This window comes from Pseudomonas sp. WS 5532 (assembly GCF_012985445.1).
Classification (GTDB): Bacteria; Pseudomonadota; Gammaproteobacteria; order Pseudomonadales; family Pseudomonadaceae; genus Aquipseudomonas; species Aquipseudomonas edaphica.
Genome location: NZ_JAAQWK010000002.1, coordinates 193,864 through 212,090, shown reverse-complemented (window position 1 = coordinate 212,090; position 18,227 = coordinate 193,864). Strand labels below are relative to the sequence as shown.

Annotated in this window: 19 protein-coding genes; 14 read left to right on the top strand and 5 right to left on the bottom strand. The window is 60.3% G+C overall.

Going from position 1 to position 18,227, the window contains the following annotated elements:
- The first annotated feature begins 48 nt into the window (after positions 1-48).
- A complete protein-coding gene (locus tag HBO23_RS04515; RefSeq protein WP_003176915.1) occupies positions 49-828 on the top strand; it encodes an exodeoxyribonuclease III in 780 nt (259 codons plus the stop codon).
- A gap of 58 nt (positions 829-886) precedes the next feature.
- On the opposite strand, the gene HBO23_RS04510 is transcribed toward HBO23_RS04515, so the two are convergent.
- Both HBO23_RS04510 and rph read right to left on the bottom strand, forming a co-directional pair.
- Entirely contained in the window at positions 887-1,255 is a 369-nt protein-coding gene (locus HBO23_RS04510; RefSeq protein WP_017135847.1) for a DUF4870 domain-containing protein, read from the bottom strand.
- A 22-nt stretch (positions 1,256-1,277) separates the two neighbouring features.
- The gene (gene rph / locus HBO23_RS04505) at positions 1,278-2,000 is read right to left on the bottom strand and encodes a ribonuclease PH (RefSeq protein ID WP_003213280.1); all 723 of its coding nucleotides are present in this window, start codon (positions 1,998-2,000) and stop codon (positions 1,278-1,280) included.
- 219 nt (positions 2,001-2,219) lie between these two features.
- Here rph and HBO23_RS04500 point away from each other — a divergent pair, with 219 nt between their 5' ends.
- From HBO23_RS04500 to HBO23_RS04475, 6 genes are all read left to right on the top strand, one after another.
- Positions 2,220-3,083 (top strand): YicC/YloC family endoribonuclease, encoded by an 864-nt coding sequence (locus tag HBO23_RS04500; RefSeq protein WP_017135846.1) that lies wholly within the window; start codon positions 2,220-2,222, stop codon positions 3,081-3,083.
- Between the two features lie 10 nt (positions 3,084-3,093).
- Entirely contained in the window at positions 3,094-3,714 is a 621-nt protein-coding gene (gmk, locus tag HBO23_RS04495; RefSeq protein WP_010168203.1) for a guanylate kinase, read from the top strand.
- A 167-nt stretch (positions 3,715-3,881) separates the two neighbouring features.
- On the top strand, positions 3,882-4,145 hold the full coding sequence (rpoZ, locus tag HBO23_RS04490; RefSeq protein WP_003176920.1) for a DNA-directed RNA polymerase subunit omega: 264 nt from the start codon (positions 3,882-3,884) through the stop codon (positions 4,143-4,145).
- A 60-nt stretch (positions 4,146-4,205) separates the two neighbouring features.
- A complete protein-coding gene (gene spoT / locus HBO23_RS04485) occupies positions 4,206-6,311 on the top strand; it encodes a bifunctional GTP diphosphokinase/guanosine-3',5'-bis pyrophosphate 3'-pyrophosphohydrolase (RefSeq protein WP_170036703.1) in 2,106 nt (701 codons plus the stop codon).
- Between the two features lie 24 nt (positions 6,312-6,335).
- The gene (locus HBO23_RS04480; RefSeq protein ID WP_003176922.1) at positions 6,336-6,716 is read left to right on the top strand and encodes a RidA family protein; all 381 of its coding nucleotides are present in this window, start codon (positions 6,336-6,338) and stop codon (positions 6,714-6,716) included.
- A gap of 56 nt (positions 6,717-6,772) precedes the next feature.
- A complete protein-coding gene (locus tag HBO23_RS04475) occupies positions 6,773-7,516 on the top strand; it encodes a hypothetical protein (protein ID WP_017135845.1) in 744 nt (247 codons plus the stop codon).
- Between the two features lie 126 nt (positions 7,517-7,642).
- On the opposite strand, the gene HBO23_RS04470 is transcribed toward HBO23_RS04475, so the two are convergent.
- The gene (locus HBO23_RS04470) at positions 7,643-8,494 is read right to left on the bottom strand and encodes an SDR family oxidoreductase (RefSeq protein WP_017135844.1); all 852 of its coding nucleotides are present in this window, start codon (positions 8,492-8,494) and stop codon (positions 7,643-7,645) included.
- Positions 8,495-8,683: 189 nt separating this feature from the next.
- Between HBO23_RS04470 and exbB the strand changes: the two genes are divergently transcribed.
- The 7 genes from exbB to HBO23_RS04435 all read left to right on the top strand — a co-directional run bounded on the left by exbB (position 8,684) and on the right by HBO23_RS04435 (position 16,715).
- Entirely contained in the window at positions 8,684-9,667 is a 984-nt protein-coding gene (exbB, locus tag HBO23_RS04465; protein WP_017135843.1) for a tonB-system energizer ExbB, read from the top strand.
- A gap of 6 nt (positions 9,668-9,673) precedes the next feature.
- Complete coding sequence (gene exbD / locus HBO23_RS04460) at positions 9,674-10,099, top strand: TonB system transport protein ExbD (RefSeq protein WP_003195519.1); 426 nt, start codon at positions 9,674-9,676, stop codon at positions 10,097-10,099.
- Positions 10,096-10,845: an energy transducer TonB gene (locus HBO23_RS04455; protein WP_017135842.1), complete on the top strand. Its 750-nt coding sequence runs from the start codon at positions 10,096-10,098 to the stop codon at positions 10,843-10,845. Before exbD ends, HBO23_RS04455 begins: the two co-directional genes overlap by 4 nt.
- A gap of 177 nt (positions 10,846-11,022) precedes the next feature.
- A complete protein-coding gene (locus HBO23_RS04450; RefSeq protein ID WP_017135841.1) occupies positions 11,023-11,943 on the top strand; it encodes a hydrogen peroxide-inducible genes activator in 921 nt (306 codons plus the stop codon).
- 8 nt (positions 11,944-11,951) lie between these two features.
- Positions 11,952-14,027 (top strand): ATP-dependent DNA helicase RecG, encoded by a 2,076-nt coding sequence (recG, locus tag HBO23_RS04445; RefSeq protein ID WP_026013586.1) that lies wholly within the window; start codon positions 11,952-11,954, stop codon positions 14,025-14,027.
- A 77-nt stretch (positions 14,028-14,104) separates the two neighbouring features.
- Positions 14,105-15,505: an aminoacyl-tRNA deacylase and HDOD domain-containing protein gene (locus HBO23_RS04440; RefSeq protein WP_017135839.1), complete on the top strand. Its 1,401-nt coding sequence runs from the start codon at positions 14,105-14,107 to the stop codon at positions 15,503-15,505.
- Between the two features lie 319 nt (positions 15,506-15,824).
- Positions 15,825-16,715: a hypothetical protein gene (locus HBO23_RS04435; RefSeq protein ID WP_170036701.1), complete on the top strand. Its 891-nt coding sequence runs from the start codon at positions 15,825-15,827 to the stop codon at positions 16,713-16,715.
- A 56-nt stretch (positions 16,716-16,771) separates the two neighbouring features.
- Here HBO23_RS04435 and HBO23_RS04430 read toward each other — a convergent pair whose 3' ends face one another.
- Both HBO23_RS04430 and tagQ read right to left on the bottom strand, forming a co-directional pair.
- A complete protein-coding gene (locus HBO23_RS04430) occupies positions 16,772-17,152 on the bottom strand; it encodes a hypothetical protein (RefSeq protein ID WP_017135837.1) in 381 nt (126 codons plus the stop codon).
- A 124-nt stretch (positions 17,153-17,276) separates the two neighbouring features.
- Positions 17,277-18,203 carry a type VI secretion system-associated lipoprotein TagQ gene (gene tagQ / locus HBO23_RS04425; RefSeq protein WP_017135836.1) on the bottom strand — a complete coding sequence of 309 codons (927 nt, stop codon included), beginning with the start codon at positions 18,201-18,203 and terminating at the stop codon, positions 17,277-17,279.
- Positions 18,204-18,227 lie beyond the last annotated feature (24 nt).

Below are 18,227 nucleotides of genomic sequence, written 5' to 3'. Positions count from 1 at the left end.
TAGGTAGACGGCGTGTATCATACACGCACGCGATTTTTGGGGCCATTTATGCGGATCATCAGTGTGAACGTCAATGGTATTCAGGCTGCAGTCGAGCGTGGTTTGCTCAGTTGGCTGCAAGCACAGAATGCCGACGTCATCTGCCTGCAGGACACCCGCGCCTCCGCCTTTGAACTGGACGACCCAGCCTTCCAACTGGATGGCTACTTCCTTTATGCCTGTGATGCCGAAGTCCCTGCCCAAGGTGGCGTGGCTCTGTACTCACGGTTGCAACCCAAGGCGGTCATCAGCGGCCTCGGCTTCGAGACAGCCGACCGCTACGGGCGCTACCTGCAAGCCGATTTCGACAAGGTCAGCATCGCGACCTTGCTGCTCCCTTCGGGGCAGAACGGCGATGAAGACTTGAACCAGAAGTTCAAGCTAATGGACGATTTCGCCCGTTATCTGGATAAACAGCGACGCAAACGTCGCGAGTACATTTACTGTGGCTCGCTGTACGTGGCGCAACAGAAGCTGGATATCAAGAACTGGCGCGACAGCCAGCAATCACCGGGTTTCCTGGCGCCGGAACGGGCCTGGATGGACGAGATTGTCGGCAACATGGGCTATGTGGATGCCCTGCGCGAAGTCAGCCGTGAAGGCGACCAGTACAGCTGGTGGCCGGATAACGAACAGGCTGAGATGCTCAACCTGGGCTGGCGTTTTGACTACCAGTTGCTGACCCCAGGTCTGCGCCGGTTCGTTCGCAGCGCACGTCTGCCGCGTCAGCCGCGTTTTTCGCAGCACGCGCCGCTGATCGTGGACTACGACTGGACGCTGACCATCTAAGGTCTTTTTCCGGGCACAAAAAAACCGACATCGCTGTCGGTTTTTTTGTGCCTGCTCATTATTTGACCACTCGCCAGGTCAAGGGGTAGCGATAGGCAATCCCCTTGTTGGCCTTGATGCTACCGATGATCGTCAGCACCACCGTGGCGATTGCCAGGGCAAACATCAGGAAAAACCCGATCACCGCGAAGGCCAGCACAATGCACGCCATCCAGGCGATGGCTACGGTGATCTGGAAGTTCAGGGCTTCCTTGCCCTGATCATCAATGAACGGGTCCACTTCCTTCTTCATCTGCCACAGGATCAGCGGCCCCACGACACTGCCGAAGGGGAACACAAACCCCAGAAACGCCGCGAGATGACACAACATGGCTCCCTGGCGCACTTCGTAGGAAGGCGTAGGTACGGGCATTTGGCTGTCATTCATGGCGCTTCTCCTTGAGGCAGGCTCAGTCGGCCAGTGCGGCGTTCTGCAGTTCGAAGATTTCGGTCATGCCTTTCTGGGCCAGGGCGAGCATGGCGTTCAGGTCGGCTGGCTGGAATGGCGCGCCTTCGGCGGTGCCCTGCACTTCGATGAAACCACCGGTGCTGGTCATCACTACGTTCAGGTCGGTCTCGGCGGCCGAATCTTCCAGGTAGTCCAGGTCCAGCACAGGCTCGCCCTGATACATGCCAACCGAAACAGCGGCGATCATCTGCTTGAGCGGGTCGCCGCCTTTGAGGCCGCCGCGCTTCTTGATCACTTTAAGCGCATCTACCAGGGCCACCATGGCGCCAGTGATGGAGGCGGTGCGGGTGCCACCGTCAGCCTGGATCACGTCGCAGTCGACGTACAGGGTCACGTCGCCCAGCTTGGACATGTCCAGGGCTGCGCGCAGCGAGCGGCCGATAAGGCGCTGGATTTCCAGGGTGCGGCCGCCTTGCTTGCCACGGCTGGCTTCACGCTGGTTACGCTCGCCGGTAGCGCGCGGCAGCATGCCGTACTCGGCAGTCAACCAACCCTGACCTTGGCCTTTAAGGAAGCGCGGCACGCCGTTTTCGACGCTGACGGTGCAGATCACTTTGGTATCGCCAAACTCGACCAGTACAGATCCCTCGGCGTGTTTGGTGTAGTTGCGGGTAATGCGGATCGAGCGGAGCTGATCGGCAGCGCGACCACTTGGACGTTTCATAGGGGATACCTGTACGAAGGACGAAAAACTGCCGAGCATTATAGAGCCGCGAACCGTTTCGGGGCACTTCTAAAAAATTCGGTTACGAATGGCCTGGTCGGCGCCCATTGTTTGGGCGCGCTCGCCCCACTGCGCTACAATCCTGCGCCTTCGCAGCCTGTCGGCTTCAAAATTTACCCATCAGCCCGCATTTGCGGGTCTGCATCGCGAGGTACTTCCATGGTGCACAGCATGACCGCCTTCGCCCGCGTCGAAAAAGCCGGCGCCCAGGGCACCCTGAGCTGGGAACTGCGCTCGGTCAACAGCCGCTACCTGGAGCCGCACCTGCGCCTGCCGGAATCCTTCCGCGACCTCGAAGGCGCCGTGCGTGAAGCGTTGCGCCAGGGTATCTCGCGGGGCAAGCTGGAATGCACCCTGCGTTTTACCGAAGAAACCACCGGCAAGCCGCTGCAGGTCGACCGCGATCGCGCCGCGCAACTGGTAGCCGCCGCCGAAACCATCGCCAGCCTGATCAAGCAACCGGCCGCGCTGAACCCGTTGGAAGTGCTGGCCTGGCCCGGCGTACTGGTGGCCGACGCCACCGACCCGCAAGCCCTCAATGCCGAAGCCCTCGCCCTGTTCACCCAGGGCTTGAAGGAACTCAAGGCCGGCCGCGAGCGCGAAGGCGCCGAACTGGCCCGCCTGATCAATGAGCGCCTGACTTCGATCGAAGAAGACGTGGTCACCCTGCGTGAGCTGGTGCCGCAGATGCTCGCCACCCAGCGCCAGAAGGTTCTGGACCGCTTCACCGACATGAAGGCCGACCTCGACCCGGTGCGCCTGGAGCAGGAAATGGTGCTGCTGGCGCAAAAGAGCGACGTAGCCGAAGAACTCGACCGCCTGAGCACCCACATCCTCGAAGTGCGCCGCGTACTCAAATCAGCGGGTGCCGCCGGTCGGCGCCTGGACTTCCTGATGCAGGAACTCAACCGCGAAGCCAATACACTGGGTTCCAAGGCGTTTGATCCGCGCAGCACCACGGCTGCGGTCAACCTCAAAGTGTTGATCGAGCAGATGCGCGAACAAGTACAGAATATTGAGTAAGGCAACTTCCATGACCCACAGCACCGGCACCCTTTACATCATTTCTGCGCCATCGGGCGCGGGCAAGAGCAGCCTGGTCAAAGCCTTGACCGACGCCGACGAGCAAATCCGCATTTCGGTCTCGCACACCACCCGCGCCATGCGCCCAGGTGAAGTGAACGGCGTGCACTATCACTTCGTCGAGCGCACCGAGTTCGTCAAGATGATCGAACACGGCGACTTTCTGGAGCGCGCGGAAGTGTTCGGCAACCTCTATGGCACCTCGCAAAGCCACCTGCAGCAGACGCTGGACGAAGGCCACGACCTGATCCTGGAGATCGACTGGCAGGGCGCCGAACAAGTGCGCCAACTGATGCCCAAGGCGCGTTCCATCTTCATCCTGCCGCCGTCTTTGGAAGCGTTGCACCAGCGCCTGACCAACCGCGGCCAGGACAGCGACGAAATCATCGAAGGCCGCATGCGCGAAGCCGTCAGCGAAATGAGCCACTACGTCGACTACGACTACCTGATCATTAATGACGATTTTGCCCACGCACTGGATGACTTGAAGGCGATTTTTCGCACCAATCAGCTCCAGCAAAAGCGCCAACAGCAGCGTTTTGGCAAATTACTCGCTGAACTGCTTGGTTGATTGGCGCTTCCCAAAACCGCTGCAAGGGCTTTACATTGGCACTTGTAGCGGTTTTGCGAGGGCGCGGGGAAAATCAGCGCTTCCCTAAACGCTGGTGATTTTTTAAACTGTTTAGTCCGCTCGCCCAACCGGGCAGCGCGCATCTTGCATTCGCTCCGAGGAATACCATGGCCCGCGTAACCGTTGAAGACTGCCTAGAACACGTGGATAACCGCTTTGAGCTGGTCATGCTCTCTACCAAGCGTGCCCGTCAACTGGCCACCGGCGGCAAAGAGCCCCTGGTCCAGTGGGAAAACGACAAGCCTACCGTTGTAGCCCTGCGTGAAATCGCTGAAGGCCTGATGAGCTACGAGTTCATCGCCAACGCTGAAATCGTTGAAGACGAACCGCTGTTTGCAGCGTTCGAGGACGAGTCCAACGAGGCCGTCTAAGCCTATGCCTGGTCGACGTAGCACGGCGCGGGGTCACAGCCAACGGCAGGAGTTCATACTTTGCCGAGCATAGACGCCCTCGCCGATCGCTTATCGGCCTACCTCGGCCCAGACCAGGTCAACCTGGTCCGCCGAGCGTATTTCTACGCCGAACAAGCCCACGACGGCCAGCGCCGCCGAAGCGGCGAGGCGTATGTCACCCATCCTCTTGCGGTGGCAAATATTCTTGCCGACATGCACATGGACCATCAGAGCCTGATGGCCGCGATGCTGCATGACGTGATCGAAGACACCGGCATCGCCAAGGAAGCGCTTAGCGCGCAATTTGGTGAAACCGTGGCCGAACTGGTCGACGGGGTCAGCAAACTGACCCAGATGAACTTCGAGACCAAGGCTGAAGCCCAGGCAGAAAACTTCCAGAAAATGGCCATGGCCATGGCGCGGGATATCCGTGTGATTCTGGTCAAGCTGGCCGACCGGCTACACAACATGCGCACGCTGGAAGTGCTGTCCGGCGAAAAACGCCGGCGCATCGCCAAGGAAACCCTGGAAATCTACGCCCCCATCGCCAATCGGCTGGGCATGCATGCCATTCGTATCGAATTCGAAGACCTCGGCTTCAAGGCCATGCACCCGATGCGCTCGGCGCGCATCTACCAGGCGGTCAAGCGCGCACGGGGCAACCGCAAGGAAATCGTCAACAAGATCGAAGAGTCGCTGAGCCACTGCCTGGCGATCGACGAGATTGAAGGCGAAGTCAGCGGCCGGCAGAAGCACATCTACGGCATCTACAAGAAGATGCGCGGCAAGCGCCGGGCCTTTAACGAGATCATGGACGTGTACGCGTTCCGGATCATCGTCGACAAGGTAGACACCTGCTACCGCGTGCTGGGTGCTGTACATAATTTGTACAAACCCCTGCCGGGGCGCTTCAAGGACTACATCGCCATTCCCAAGGCCAACGGCTATCAGTCGCTGCATACCACGCTGTTCGGTATGCACGGGGTGCCGATCGAGATCCAGATCCGCACGCGGGAAATGGAAGAGATGGCCAACAACGGCATCGCCGCCCACTGGCTATACAAATCCAGCGGTGACGAACAGCCAAAAGGCACCCACGCCCGCGCTCGCCAGTGGGTCAAAGGCGTGCTGGAAATGCAACAACGTGCCGGCAACTCCCTGGAATTCATCGAAAGCGTGAAGATCGACCTGTTCCCGGACGAGGTCTACGTGTTCACGCCCAAAGGCCGAATCATGGAGCTGCCCAAAGGCTCCACGGCGGTCGACTTTGCCTACGCGGTGCACACCGACGTCGGTAACAGCTGCATTGCCTGCCGGATCAACCGTCGCCTCGCGCCGCTGTCCGAACCGCTGCAAAGCGGCTCCACGGTCGAGATCGTCAGTGCTCCCGGCGCGCGCCCGAACCCGGCCTGGCTCAACTTCGTGGTCACCGGTAAAGCGCGGACACACATCCGCCACGCCCTGAAGTTGCAACGCCGCTCCGAATCCATCAGCCTCGGCGAACGCCTGTTGAACAAGGTCCTCAACGGTTTCGACAGTGCCCTGGATAAAATTCCGACAGAGCGCGTACAAGCGATGCTCCACGAGTATCGCCAGGAAACAAGCGAAGACCTGCTGGAAGATATCGGCCTGGGTAACCGCATGGCCTATGTAGTCGCTCGCCGCCTGCTCGGCGAAGGCGAACAATTGCCAAGCCCGGAAGGTCCGCTGGCGATTCGCGGCACCGAAGGCTTGGTGCTCAGCTACGCAAAATGCTGTACGCCGATCCCGGGCGACCCGATTGTCGGCCACTTGTCGGCAGGCAAAGGCATGGTGGTGCACCTGGACAACTGCCGCAATATCACCGAAATCCGCCACAACCCGGAGAAATGCATCCAGCTCTCTTGGGCCAAGGATGTCACCGGCGAATTCAACGTCGAGCTGCGTGTGGAGCTGGAACATCAGCGCGGCCTGATCGCACTGCTTGCCAGCAGCGTCAACGCGGCCGACGGCAATATCGAAAAAATCAGCATGGATGAACGCGATGGGCGCATCAGCGTGGTCCAGCTGGTGGTCAGCGTGCACGACCGCGTGCACCTGGCCCGCGTGATCAAGAAACTGCGCGCCCTGACCGGAGTGATCCGCATCACCCGTATGCGTGCATAGCCCCTCTCTTACAAGGAGCAACTCATGACCAAGACTGTTATCACCAGCGACAAAGCCCCGGCCGCCATCGGCACTTACTCCCAGGCGATCAAGGCGGGCAACACCGTCTACATGTCCGGCCAGATTCCGCTGGACCCAAAGACCATGGAACTGGTTGAAGGCTTCGAAGCACAAACCGTACAAGTCTTCGAAAACCTGAAATCCGTAGCCGAAGCCGCCGGCGGTTCGTTCAAGGACATCGTCAAGCTGAACATCTTCCTCACCGACCTGAGCCACTTCGCCAAGGTCAACGAGATCATGGGCAAGTACTTCGAACAGCCGTACCCAGCCCGCGCTGCCATCGGCGTTGCTGCGCTGCCAAAGGGCGCACAGGTTGAGATGGACGCGATTCTGGTCATCGAGTAAAACACCCGGCGCAGCCTCAACAGGCTGCGCCGACTTCGTTTCAGAAGGATTTCATGATGCGCAAAGCGCTTGTAGCCACTTCGTTGCTCGCCCTGTTGCTCGGCGGCTGCGCCAGCAACCCCGCCGACCTGGATGTGAGTGGCACCTGGATCAACCAGGCCGCCATCAACGCGGCAGCCAAGGGCGGCCCTTTGCGCGAAGCGCTGCAGAGTTTTGGCCCGAACCTCGAATGGGAGGTCAATACCAAGGCTTTGCAGGCGCGCTACTACAACGGCTTTGAAGTCGCCGAAGGCAAGTTGCTCGGGGATAAATCCGGCGCCTGGAACGTCGAGTTCTACGGCAGCTCCGCCACCGAACTCAAGCGCAAAGGCAAACAACTGCTGCAAGTGGCCAACGATAACGAGCCCGAGCAACTGTTCGCCCGTGCCAAGGATCCCGCCCCGGAAGGTGCGCCACTGGGCGCCAACTTCGAACGGGCACTGTATGCAGCCTATATGGGCGGCGACTGGAAGATTACCGACGGCAACGGCGACGGTTCCACAGTGCAGTTCCAGGCCGACGGAAAGGTCGCCGGCCTGCCAGGCGTCGACCGCTACTCGCTGTGTCTGGCGGGCGACTGCGCCTCTATGAGCGGCGGCTACGACAGCATCTGGCTGCAATTGAACGGCCAGGGCAACCCCTGGATCTTCACGCGCAAAGGCAAGCAGTTGGCGATATTCCAAGCGATCAACACCGCGCTGGCCGACGAGGTGCCGCAGTTCACGCCCGGCCCGCGCCAATGGCTGCTTGAGAAGAAATAACCAGCATCACCCTGAAGCAAATGTGGGAGCTGGCTTGCCTGCGATGACGGTGGCTCAGTCGAGATAGAGGTCGACTGATACTTCGCTATCGCAGGCAAGCCAGCTCCCACATTTTTTGACTGCGTTTCAGCCCTTGAGAATCGCCGCATACCCTTCGCGATAAGTCGGGTAGGTCGGCACCCAGCCCAACGCCTTAGCCCGGGCGTTGCTGCATTGTTTGCTGCCGGCACGCCTTACACTGGCGTCATCCGCCCACTCCGTCACGCCCAGGTACTCGCGCAACCAGCCCACCACCTCCGCCAATGGCGCTGGGGCATCGTCGACCCCGATGTAGATTTTTTCCAGCGAGCCACCCTGCTCTACATGACGCAGCAAAAAGGCCAGCAAACCTGCCGCATCATCCGCGTGAATCCGGTTGCCATACAACGGCGGATCGATCGCCACGCGATAGCCCTGGCGTACCTGGGTCAGCAGCCATTCGCGGCCCGGGCCGTAAATCCCGGTCAAGCGCACGATACTCGCTGGGATCCCACTGTTGAGCGCGACCTGCTCGGCCTCCAGCATGACCTGGCCGGAATAGCCCGTCGCCCTGGTATCAGATGTTTCGTCGACCCACTCACCATTCTGCTGGCCATACACGCTGCTGCTGGAAACAAACAGCAGGTGCCTGGGCGCCTGGCCGTAGTCACTCAGCCACTCCAACACATGCTGCAACCCTTGCACGTATGCCGCGCGATACCCGGCCTCATCGTGGTCGGTGGCGGCCGCGCAATACACCAGGTAATCCACTGCGCCGATCGGCCAGGTCTCAGGACAATCCTTTTTGAACAGGTCGCCGGCAATGCCGATCACGCCATCGGGGAGCTTTGAAACATCACGGCGCAGGCCATGAACCTCCCAATTCGCGCCGAGCAATTGGCTAGCCAGCCGGCTCCCCACATCGCCGCAACCGGCAATCACAACAGAAGGCGCAGACATCATAAAACTCCGTTCTTAAAGGTCTAGATTAGCCCTCGCAGATGACGAGCGGCCAGAAAAAGCACAAATAAAGTTACTGTATTACTTCTGTTAACAAGAATTACTTGCAATAATAACGGCCCATTTGTCCTCGACCCTCAAGGGTCTGGCAGGACGATCACTCAATTTTTCCTCTCAGGTCCGGCCAGCATGACACGTAATACAAACCCCGCTTCGCCAACCAAGCTTCACAGCCCATCCCGCGCCTGGCGTGCGATTGCTGCGCTGCTGTTCAGCGTACTGCTGGCACCGACCGCTGCCTTCGCTGATGCCACCGCCCCAGCCGCACCGGCTGCTGCCGAGCACACCGGCGCTACGCCAGCTGCTCCTGTTGCCGCCCCGGTTGCCACAGACCCGGCCCAGGCTGCAGGCGACGTCGCACCTGCCGACGAAACCGGTGTAGTGTTGGAAGAAGACAACAGCCTGGGCATGGCCCATGACCTGTCGCCGTGGGGCATGTACCAGAACGCTGACGTCGTGGTAAAAGCCGTGATGATCGGCCTGGCCATCGCCTCGATCATCACCTGGACCATCTGGATCGCCAAGGGCTTCGAGCTGCTGGGCGCCAAGCGCCGTCTGCGCGCCGAGATCGTCCACCTGAAAAAAGCCACCACCCTCAAGGAAGCCAGCGAGAGCGCGACCAAGAAGGGCACCCTGGCCAACCTGCTGGTACACGACGCTCTGGAAGAAATGCGTCTGTCGGTCAATACCCGCGAAAAAGAAGGCATCAAGGAACGCGTCAGCTTCCGTCTCGAACGCCTGGTTGCAGCATGCGGCCGTAACATGAGCAGCGGCACCGGCGTGCTGGCCACCATCGGTTCCACCGCACCGTTTGTCGGCCTGTTCGGCACCGTGTGGGGCATCATGAACAGCTTCATCGGCATCGCAAAAACCCAGACCACCAACCTCGCCGTCGTCGCCCCCGGCATCGCCGAAGCCCTGCTGGCAACCGCGCTGGGCCTGGTTGCAGCAATCCCTGCGGTGGTGATCTACAACGTCTTCGCCCGTTCGATTGCCGGCTATAAGGCCCAGGTATCGGACGCGTCGGCAGAAGTCCTGCTGCTGGTCAGCCGCGACCTCGATCACCTGCCTACCGAGCGCAGCTCGCAACCGCACATGGTGAAAGTGGGGTAATCGGCCATGGGCCTGCATTTGAATCAAGGCGACGACGAACTCGTCGAGAACCACGAGATCAACGTCACGCCGTTTATCGACGTAATGCTCGTGCTGCTGATCATCTTCATGGTGGCCGCGCCGCTGGCGACCGTGGATATCAAGGTCGACCTGCCCGCGTCCAGCGCCAAGCCTGCGCCGCGGCCGGAGAAGCCGATTTTCCTCAGCGTCAAGGCGGACCAACGCCTGTTCCTGGGCGAAGAAGAAGTCAAAGCTGAAACCCTGGGCCCGGTGCTCGACGCCAAGACCCAAGGCAAGAAAGACACGACGATCTTCTTCCAGGCCGACAAAGGCGTGGACTACGGCGACCTGATGAGTGTGATGGATGCCCTGCGGGCAGCCGGCTACCTCAAGGTAGGCCTGGTCGGACTTGAGACGGCAGCCAAGAAATGATCACGACGCGCCACAAACTGACGCGTTATGGCACCAGCCTCGCCGTCGTGCTGGGCGTGCATGCCGTCGCGATTATCATCGCGCTCCAGTGGTCCGCGCCGCATCCGGTAACACTGCCACCGGCGGCGATGGTCATCGACCTCGCGCCGATGCCTGCACCGCCGCCGCCGGCTCCACCCAAGGTTGTCACACCGCCGCAGCCGCCTGCCCCCGTGGAAGAGCTGCCCCTGCCAAAACTGGCTGAGGCACCTAAACCAACGATCCAGGTGCCCAAGCCGGTCAAGCCAAAACCGAAGCCGCAGCCGCCCAAGCCGGTGGAAAAGAAGCCCGAGCCGCCCAAGGAAAAACCTTCCGAAGAACCGCCGAGCGAATCGCCACAAAACAATGCGCCAGCTGAAAAGTCTGCCCAGCCGGTTCCGGGCCCGTCGCCACAACAGGTCGCAGCCAAAGCGTCCTGGGAAGGCGCCCTGCTGGCGCACTTGCAGAAGTACAAGAAGTATCCGCCAGGTGCCCAACAGCGAGGCAAGGAAGGCTTGAACCGCCTGCGCTTTGTGGTCGATGCCGAAGGCAACGTGCTGTCCTATGAGTTGGTGGGCCGCTCCGGCAACGCCGATCTGGACCGTGCGACCCTGGACATGATCCGTCGAGCCCAGCCACTGCCCAAACCACCGGCCGATATGTTGAAAGGCGGCAGCGTCGAAATCGTCGCGCCATTTGTTTACAACATTGAGAAGCGCCGCCGGTAAGCGGCAAACGGGAGCCGGCTGGTGTGGGAGCTCCCACACAAGCCAGCTCCCACATTTGGTTTCACCACTTCAGCAAAATCCTCAACATTCCCCGCTCAATCCCCATCAAAGTTCTGATAACGTGCGTCTATCGATTGCAGCCGGTATGCTTGGCCCGCAACCTCATGGACGCCCGCTATGACTCTTACAGAATTACGCTACATCGTGACCCTCGCCCAAGAGCAGCACTTCGGCCACGCGGCCGAGCGTTGCCATGTCAGCCAACCGACGCTGTCGGTGGGTGTGAAGAAGCTTGAAGACGAACTCGGTGTGCTGATTTTTGAGCGCAGCAAGAGCGCCGTGCGCCTCACGCCGGTGGGCGAAGGCATCGTCGCCCAGGCCCAAAAGGTACTGGAGCAAGCCCAAAGCATCCGCGAGCTGGCCCAGGCCGGCAAGAACCAGCTGACTGCACCGCTCAAAGTCGGCGCCATCTACACCGTCGGCCCGTACCTGTTCCCGCACCTGATTCCGCAACTGCACCGCGTTGCGCCGCAGATGCCGCTGTATATCGAAGAAAACTTCACCCATGTACTGCGCGACAAACTGCGCAATGGCGAGTTGGACGCGATCATCATCGCCCTGCCGTTCAACGAAGCAGACGTGCTGACCCTGCCGCTCTACGACGAACCGTTCTACGTGTTGATGCCGGCCTCCCACCCGTGGACGCAAAAGGACACCATCGACGCCGGCCTGCTCAACGACAAGAGCTTGCTGCTGCTGGGCGAAGGTCACTGCTTCCGCGATCAGGTACTGGAAGCCTGCCCGACCCTGACCAAGGGCAACGACGGCGCCAAACATACCACCGTGGAATCCAGTTCCCTGGAAACCATTCGCCATATGGTCGCTTCCGGCCTGGGTATTTCGATCCTGCCGCTGTCGGCAGTGGACAGCCATCACTACGCCCCCGGCGTGATCGAAGTGCGCCCACTCACGCCGCCGGTGCCGTTCCGTACTGTGGCGATTGCCTGGCGCGCGAGCTTCCCGCGCCCGAAAGCCATTGAGATCCTGGCCGACTCGGTCCGTCTGTGCTCGGTGGCCAAGCCGAATGCTGCGAGCTGATTAACGGTATGACAGAGCTGTCGCAGGTGTCGGTCACCGCACTCAAAGGTGTCGGTGACGCCATGGCCGAAAAGCTGGCCAAGGTCGGCCTGGAGAACCTCCAGGACGTGCTGTTCCACCTGCCCCTGCGCTACCAGGACCGCACGCGTGTGGTGCCCATCGGCCACTTGCGCCCTGGGCAGGATGCTGTGGTCGAAGGCACCGTCAGCGGCGCCGATGTGGTGATGGGCAAGCGCCGCAGTTTAGTCGTGCGCCTGCAGGACGGCACCGGCGGCCTGAGCCTGCGTTTCTACCATTTCAGCAACGCGCAAAAGGAAGGCCTCAAGCGTGGCACCCGCGTGCGTTGCTACGGCGAAGCCCGCCCCGGTGCATCCGGCCTGGAAATCTACCACCCGGAGTACCGCGCAATCACCGGCGACGAGCCGCCTCCGGTCGATACCACTCTCACGCCGATCTACCCGCTGACCGAAGGCCTGACCCAACAACGCCTGCGCCAGCTGTGCATGCAAACGCTGACGATGCTCGGCCCCAAAAGCTTGCCCGACTGGTTGCCTCTGGAGCTGGCGCGCGACTACCAACTGGCGCCGTTGGACGATGCGATTCGCTACCTGCATAACCCACCCGCCGACGCCGACGTCGACGAACTCGCACTGGGCCATCACTGGGCCCAGCATCGCCTGGCCTTTGAAGAGCTGCTGACGCACCAACTGTCCCAGCAGCGCCTGCGCGAAAGTATGCGCTCCCTGCGCGCGCCGGCGATGCCCAAGGCCACGCGACTACCTGCGCAATACCTGGCCAACCTCGGCTTTGCGCCAACGGGGGCCCAGCAACGCGTGGGCAATGAAATCGCCTACGACCTCAGCCAGCACGAACCCATGCTGCGGCTGATCCAGGGCGACGTGGGCGCAGGTAAAACCGTGGTGGCCGCCCTCGCCGCCTTGCAGGCGTTGGAAGCCGGTTACCAAGTGGCGCTGATGGCGCCCACCGAAATTCTCGCCGAACAGCACTTCATCACCTTCAAGCGCTGGCTCGAACCGCTGGGCCTGGAAGTGGCGTGGCTGGCCGGCAAGCTCAAGGGCAAGACCCGCGCAGCGGCGCTGGAGCAGATTGCCGGTGGCGCACCGATGGTGGTGGGCACTCACGCATTGTTCCAGGACGAAGTGCAGTTCAAGAACCTCGCCTTGGTGATCATCGACGAACAGCACCGCTTCGGTGTGCAACAGCGCCTGGCCTTGCGCCAGAAAGGCGTGGGCGGGCGCATGAACCCGCACCAGTTGATCATGACCGCCACACCAATCCCGCGCACCTTGGCGATGAGCGCCTACGCCGACCTCGACACGTCGATCCTCGATGAGCTGCCGCCCGGCCGCACGCCGGTCAATACCGTGCTGGTCACCGACACGCGCCGCGTCGAGGTCATCGAACGCGTGCGCGGCGCCTGCGCCGAAGGCCGTCAGGCGTATTGGGTGTGCACGCTGATCGAAGAATCCGAAGAGCTGACCTGCCAGGCCGCCGAGACCACGTTTGAGGACCTCACCAGTGCCCTGGGCGAGCTGAAGGTCGGGCTGATCCACGGGCGCATGAAGCCTGTGGAAAAAGCCGCGGTGATGGCCGAGTTCAAAGCTGGCAACCTGCAACTGCTGGTAGCCACCACGGTGATTGAAGTCGGCGTGGACGTGCCCAACGCCAGTTTGATGATCATCGAAAACCCCGAGCGCCTGGGCCTGGCCCAACTGCACCAACTGCGCGGCCGTGTCGGCCGGGGCAGCGCCGCCAGCCACTGCGTGCTGCTGTACCACCCGCCGCTGTCTCAGATCGGCCGTCAGCGCCTGGGCATCATGCGCGAGACCAACGACGGTTTTGTCATCGCCGAAAAAGACCTCGAACTGCGCGGGCCCGGCGAAATGCTTGGTACTCGCCAGACCGGCCTGCTGCAATTCAAGGTCGCCGACCTGATGCGCGATGCCGACTTGCTGCCCGCTGTGCGTGATGCGGCGCAAGCGCTGCTGGAGCGTTGGCCGGAACATGTCAGCCCCTTGCTCGATCGCTGGCTCAGGCATGGGCAGCAATACGGCCAAGTGTGACGCCTGACTCACTTATCCAACCAACAGTTGTATCAAGCTGGTTATACTTCGGTGACTGTACGAAATTGGATCAGGCCATGTCAGAAGTTGCCCTCGCCACAGCCCCACTGACCGCCCCGCCGGTCATTCGGGCTCTGCTCGCAAAACTCGCCATCCCCTACACGGAAGTGACCGAACACGCCGGCCTGAATCCCGCACAAAAAGTCCAGGCAGTACTGCTGGAAGATGCCGTGGGCGCACTCATGGTGCTGTTCCCGCAAAGCCAGTTACTCGACCTCAACCGCCTGGCTGAACTCACCGGCCGCCGCCTCACGGCCGTGTCGCCGGACCGCATCGAGCGCATGCTGGCCAAGCACGACTTGAGCCTGTTGCCCGGCCTGCCGGTACTGACCAGTTCGCCGTGCCTGTATGAAGGCAGCCTGCTCAGCGAACCCAGCCTGTTGGTGCATTCCGGCGAAGCCGGGCTGCTGCTGGAAATCGCCAGCATCGATTTCAAGACCATGCTCACCAAGGCCAGCGCCGGGCACTTCGGCGAACCGCTGAGCAACATCCGCCCCAACCTCGATCGCCCGAACGATGACCGCGAGGAAATCACCCAGGCGATGCAGGCGTTCACCGCCCGCCGAATCCAGCAGCGTCTGGAAGCGACCATCGAGATTCCGCCGCTGGCCGACACCGCGCAGAAAATCATCAAGCTGCGCGTCGACCCCAACGCCACCATCGATGACATCACCAGCGTCGTCGAAACCGACCCAGCCCTCGCCGCCCAAGTGGTGAGCTGGGCAGCGTCGCCGTACTACGCCTCGCCGGGCAAGATTCGCTCAGTGGAGGACGCCATCGTGCGCGTGCTGGGCTTTGACCTGGTGATCAACCTGGCGCTGGGCCTGGCCCTGGGCAAAACCCTGAGCCTGCCCAAGGACCACCCGCACCAGTCCACGCCGTACTGGCACCAGTCGATCTATACCGCTGCTGTGATCGAAGGCCTGACCCGCGCCATGCCCCGCGCCCAGCGCCCGGAAGCTGGCCTGACCTACCTGGCCGGCCTGCTGCATAACTTCGGTTACTTGCTGCTGGCCCATGTGTTCCCGCCGCACTTCTCGCTGATCTGTCGCCACCTGGAGGTCAACCCGCACCTGTGCCACAGCTATGTCGAGCAGCACCTGCTGGGCATCAGCCGCGAGCAGATCGGCGCCTGGCTGATGCGCTACTGGGACATGCCGGACGAACTGTCCACCGCCCTGCGCTTTCAGCACGACCCGACCTATGACGGGCAATATGCTGAATATCCCAACCTGGTGTGCTTGGCGGTACGTTTGCTGCGCAGTCGTGGAATTGGTTCCGGGCCGGATGAGGCGATACCCGACGCCCTGATCGAACGTTTGGGCTTGAGCCGGGAAAAGGCTGAGGAAGTGGTCGGCAAGGTACTGGATGCCGAGGTGCTGCTACGCGAACTCGCGTCCCAGTTCAGCCAGGCATAAGTCTGTCGCCTGCTACATAGCTTTCGCAGGCAAACCAGCTCTCACACTTAACTGCGTTCCAACTGTAGAACGCGGTCGAATGTGGGAGCGGGTTGCCCTGATCTGGATGGTCTGATCCTGAATCGCATCATAATGCCAGTTAATTACTCCTCGCCTTTTGAGCGGCGAAGGCGAAAGTGACATACCTACCCAACGAAATCATGGCACTCTAACAACTTACAAATATAAAGTAACATCTGATACGGAACTGTCCCGCCCAACTAATCCACATAGAGCATGTCGGTAAGTTTTCTTACCATTAAAACTCTGGATTCTGCCTATGTCTATTTCATCCACCGTTAGCAACTTTATAACTAACAACCCAATAAGCGCCTACCCTTCACCTACAGCTACCGAACCCTCTGTAAACATCAACGGCAGTCTTACACCTCGCAGAGACCAATATGGGACCGTACTGGTTGTAACGACGCCTGACCCAGGCGCACCACAAAACGTCAATGGCCGCACTTATCACCCCGCCTCCGAAGTAAGAATTTATACGGGACATGCGGATGATAAAATCGATATAAAAGTTATTAATGATCGCGTCGTCGCCATTATCAATGGGCAAGCCGTCAAGCTGGACATCGACGCCTCTAACCCCGAGGGCAATCAAGGCAAACTGTTCATAGACAGCGGCGGTGGCGATGACAGTGTAAAGATAGCCCCTGACGTCAAGACCAGTGTAACCATTCACACTGGCCCAGGCAAAGACACCGTGAGCACGGGAGGCGGCTACGCTCAAGTATATCTGGGCGACGGCAATGATACCGGTGAACTAGCCTATGGCGGCGGAGAATTATACGGTGAAAACGGCGATGATACCTTGGCAGGAGGTACAGGCAGTAACTTCATTAATGGTGGCGCGGGAAAAAACACTATAAGGGGTGGTACACCCAGCGATTCATCTCGAACGGCGATCTCCGCCGAAGGTACAAGCGACACTATTATTGGCCGCTCTGACAACACGTATATCCAGACCAAGGCCCAATTCACCTCTATAAAACTTTACCGGCAATTTGATACCGAAGTCGACATTCATGAAAGTGCCGGAAATACCGAAACCAACGAATATAAGAGCCGGCAACATGTGACCGATGGAGACATACGGTTTTCAGGCAGATTCGACCCAGCCAAAGACCGTCGTATACGTGTAAACCAACAGGACTGACGGTCAACTTATACTGGCTCTCCTCGGGGTTTCTGTGCCCCGAGGGCTCCAAAAAGCTAACCAGCTGTTTTTTTACGCGGCTTCAAATACTTGGTCAGCCCCTGAAACCAGATCACCAACGCCGGGTTGCCCTTGATCTGGATCGACTTGTCCTGAATCCCCGTCATGAACGCCAGTTGCTTGTTCTTCGCCTGCATCGTGGCGAAGCCGTAGGCGGCATCTTTAAAGGCGATAGCAAAGGCTGGCGCCGGGTGAACACCTGAGCGGCTGGTGATGCGCTGGTCTTTGACGATGAAGTGACGGGCAACCTTGCCGTCGAGGGTCTGCAACTGGAACGCCAGGTCTTTATCACCCAGCTGTTGCTGAAAGGCAGGATTGGTGCGGCTGGCTTTGCCCATCATCAGGCCCAGCACCCACAGCAGAAGACGAAATTTCATGCACACAGCCTCAGTGTATTTATTAAGTGGCCGCAGCAGTGTAACGATTTACCGGCAGAACGCCACCGATCTCGCGCTTTAGCAGGAGATCGGCAGGCGTTTAACGCTTATAGAAACATGTTGCTTAAACGTTAGGGCACGGCACTGGCGCCCAGTCGGCCAGGTTCGGATCGCGGCAGGTGCCTTCGATCTGCGCCTTGCCAGCGCTGGCGACCTGCTTGCTTTCAGCCTGCTTGGTTTGCACGGTCTGAATACTCTTCTCGGTGGTCACCGCTTCTTTCGGCACGGTTGGCAGCACCGGTTTTTTGGCGACTTTGGCAGGCGTCTTGCCTTTCTTCGCCGGCACCACCTGCGGCGTCGTGTCGGCCTGGGCCACGGTCACTACGTCAGCACGCTGCACACCCACTTGTTTCAGGTCTTGCTCGTAAGCCTGGGTGTAGTTGTTCAAGTCTTCGCTGGCCTTGCCGTTCACTGCAACGATCAGGTCATTGGACTCTTTCAAGCCAGCCACGATTTCCGCCAGGCGCTTGCGGCCTTCGGTGTCGTTGACGGTCTTGGCCTTGCGGTCGGCCACCAGCTTGGTGAATGCGCTCTGATAGCACTGCTGGGACGCCTTGGCGTAGGCCGTGCTGCGGTCGATGTCGGACGCGCTTTTATTGAAGTCGGTGGAGTAGGACGCGATGCGCTGGTTGTCATCGGTGATCTGCTTCTGACGCTCGGTGTAGTAACCCGCTGCGCCACCCGCCAGGGCGCCGCCCGCTGCACCGATGGCGGCATTACGGCCACGCTTGTCGGAGTCGCCGGTCAGCGCGCCCAGCAATGCACCGCCGGCTGCGCCAAGCGCCGCACCGGTGACGACCGACTTGGTCATGTTCGAATCGGTTGCACGCAAGTGCTGCACCGGCTCGTAGCAGTTGGGGTAGTACTCGACCTTGGTGCTCGACGCGACCTTGGAAGCCGGCGACGTGGCGCAACCTGTCAACACGGTGCTGAAACCAGCTGCGATCAGCAGCAGGTGACGCTTGGAAACCGCCTTACGGGAAAAAAGCATAGGTGTGTTCTCTTTTAAGTTTGA

Bases quoted from the DNA above. Each gene is read 5' to 3' on its own strand.
- rph (WP_003213280.1), bottom strand. From the start codon at position 2,000: ATGAAACGTCCAAGTGGTCGCGCTGCCGATCAGCTCCGCTCGATCCGC.
- HBO23_RS04440 (WP_017135839.1), top strand. From the start codon at position 14,105: ATGTCAGAAGTTGCCCTCGCCACAGCCCCACTGACCGCCCCGCCGGTC.
- gmk (WP_010168203.1), top strand. From the start codon at position 3,094: ATGACCCACAGCACCGGCACCCTTTACATCATTTCTGCGCCATCGGGC.
- HBO23_RS04475 (WP_017135845.1), top strand. From the start codon at position 6,773: ATGCGCAAAGCGCTTGTAGCCACTTCGTTGCTCGCCCTGTTGCTCGGC.
- HBO23_RS04435 (WP_170036701.1), top strand. From the start codon at position 15,825: ATGTCTATTTCATCCACCGTTAGCAACTTTATAACTAACAACCCAATA.
- recG (WP_026013586.1), top strand. From the start codon at position 11,952: ATGACAGAGCTGTCGCAGGTGTCGGTCACCGCACTCAAAGGTGTCGGT.
- HBO23_RS04500 (WP_017135846.1), top strand. From the start codon at position 2,220: ATGGTGCACAGCATGACCGCCTTCGCCCGCGTCGAAAAAGCCGGCGCC.
- tagQ (WP_017135836.1), bottom strand. From the start codon at position 18,203: ATGCTTTTTTCCCGTAAGGCGGTTTCCAAGCGTCACCTGCTGCTGATC.
- HBO23_RS04450 (WP_017135841.1), top strand. From the start codon at position 11,023: ATGACTCTTACAGAATTACGCTACATCGTGACCCTCGCCCAAGAGCAG.
- HBO23_RS04470 (WP_017135844.1), bottom strand. From the start codon at position 8,494: ATGTCTGCGCCTTCTGTTGTGATTGCCGGTTGCGGCGATGTGGGGAGC.
- HBO23_RS04515 (WP_003176915.1), top strand. From the start codon at position 49: ATGCGGATCATCAGTGTGAACGTCAATGGTATTCAGGCTGCAGTCGAG.
- HBO23_RS04510 (WP_017135847.1), bottom strand. From the start codon at position 1,255: ATGAATGACAGCCAAATGCCCGTACCTACGCCTTCCTACGAAGTGCGC.
- exbB (WP_017135843.1), top strand. From the start codon at position 8,684: ATGACACGTAATACAAACCCCGCTTCGCCAACCAAGCTTCACAGCCCA.
- HBO23_RS04430 (WP_017135837.1), bottom strand. From the start codon at position 17,152: ATGAAATTTCGTCTTCTGCTGTGGGTGCTGGGCCTGATGATGGGCAAA.
- rpoZ (WP_003176920.1), top strand. From the start codon at position 3,882: ATGGCCCGCGTAACCGTTGAAGACTGCCTAGAACACGTGGATAACCGC.
- HBO23_RS04455 (WP_017135842.1), top strand. From the start codon at position 10,096: ATGATCACGACGCGCCACAAACTGACGCGTTATGGCACCAGCCTCGCC.
- exbD (WP_003195519.1), top strand. From the start codon at position 9,674: ATGGGCCTGCATTTGAATCAAGGCGACGACGAACTCGTCGAGAACCAC.
- HBO23_RS04480 (WP_003176922.1), top strand. From the start codon at position 6,336: ATGACCAAGACTGTTATCACCAGCGACAAAGCCCCGGCCGCCATCGGC.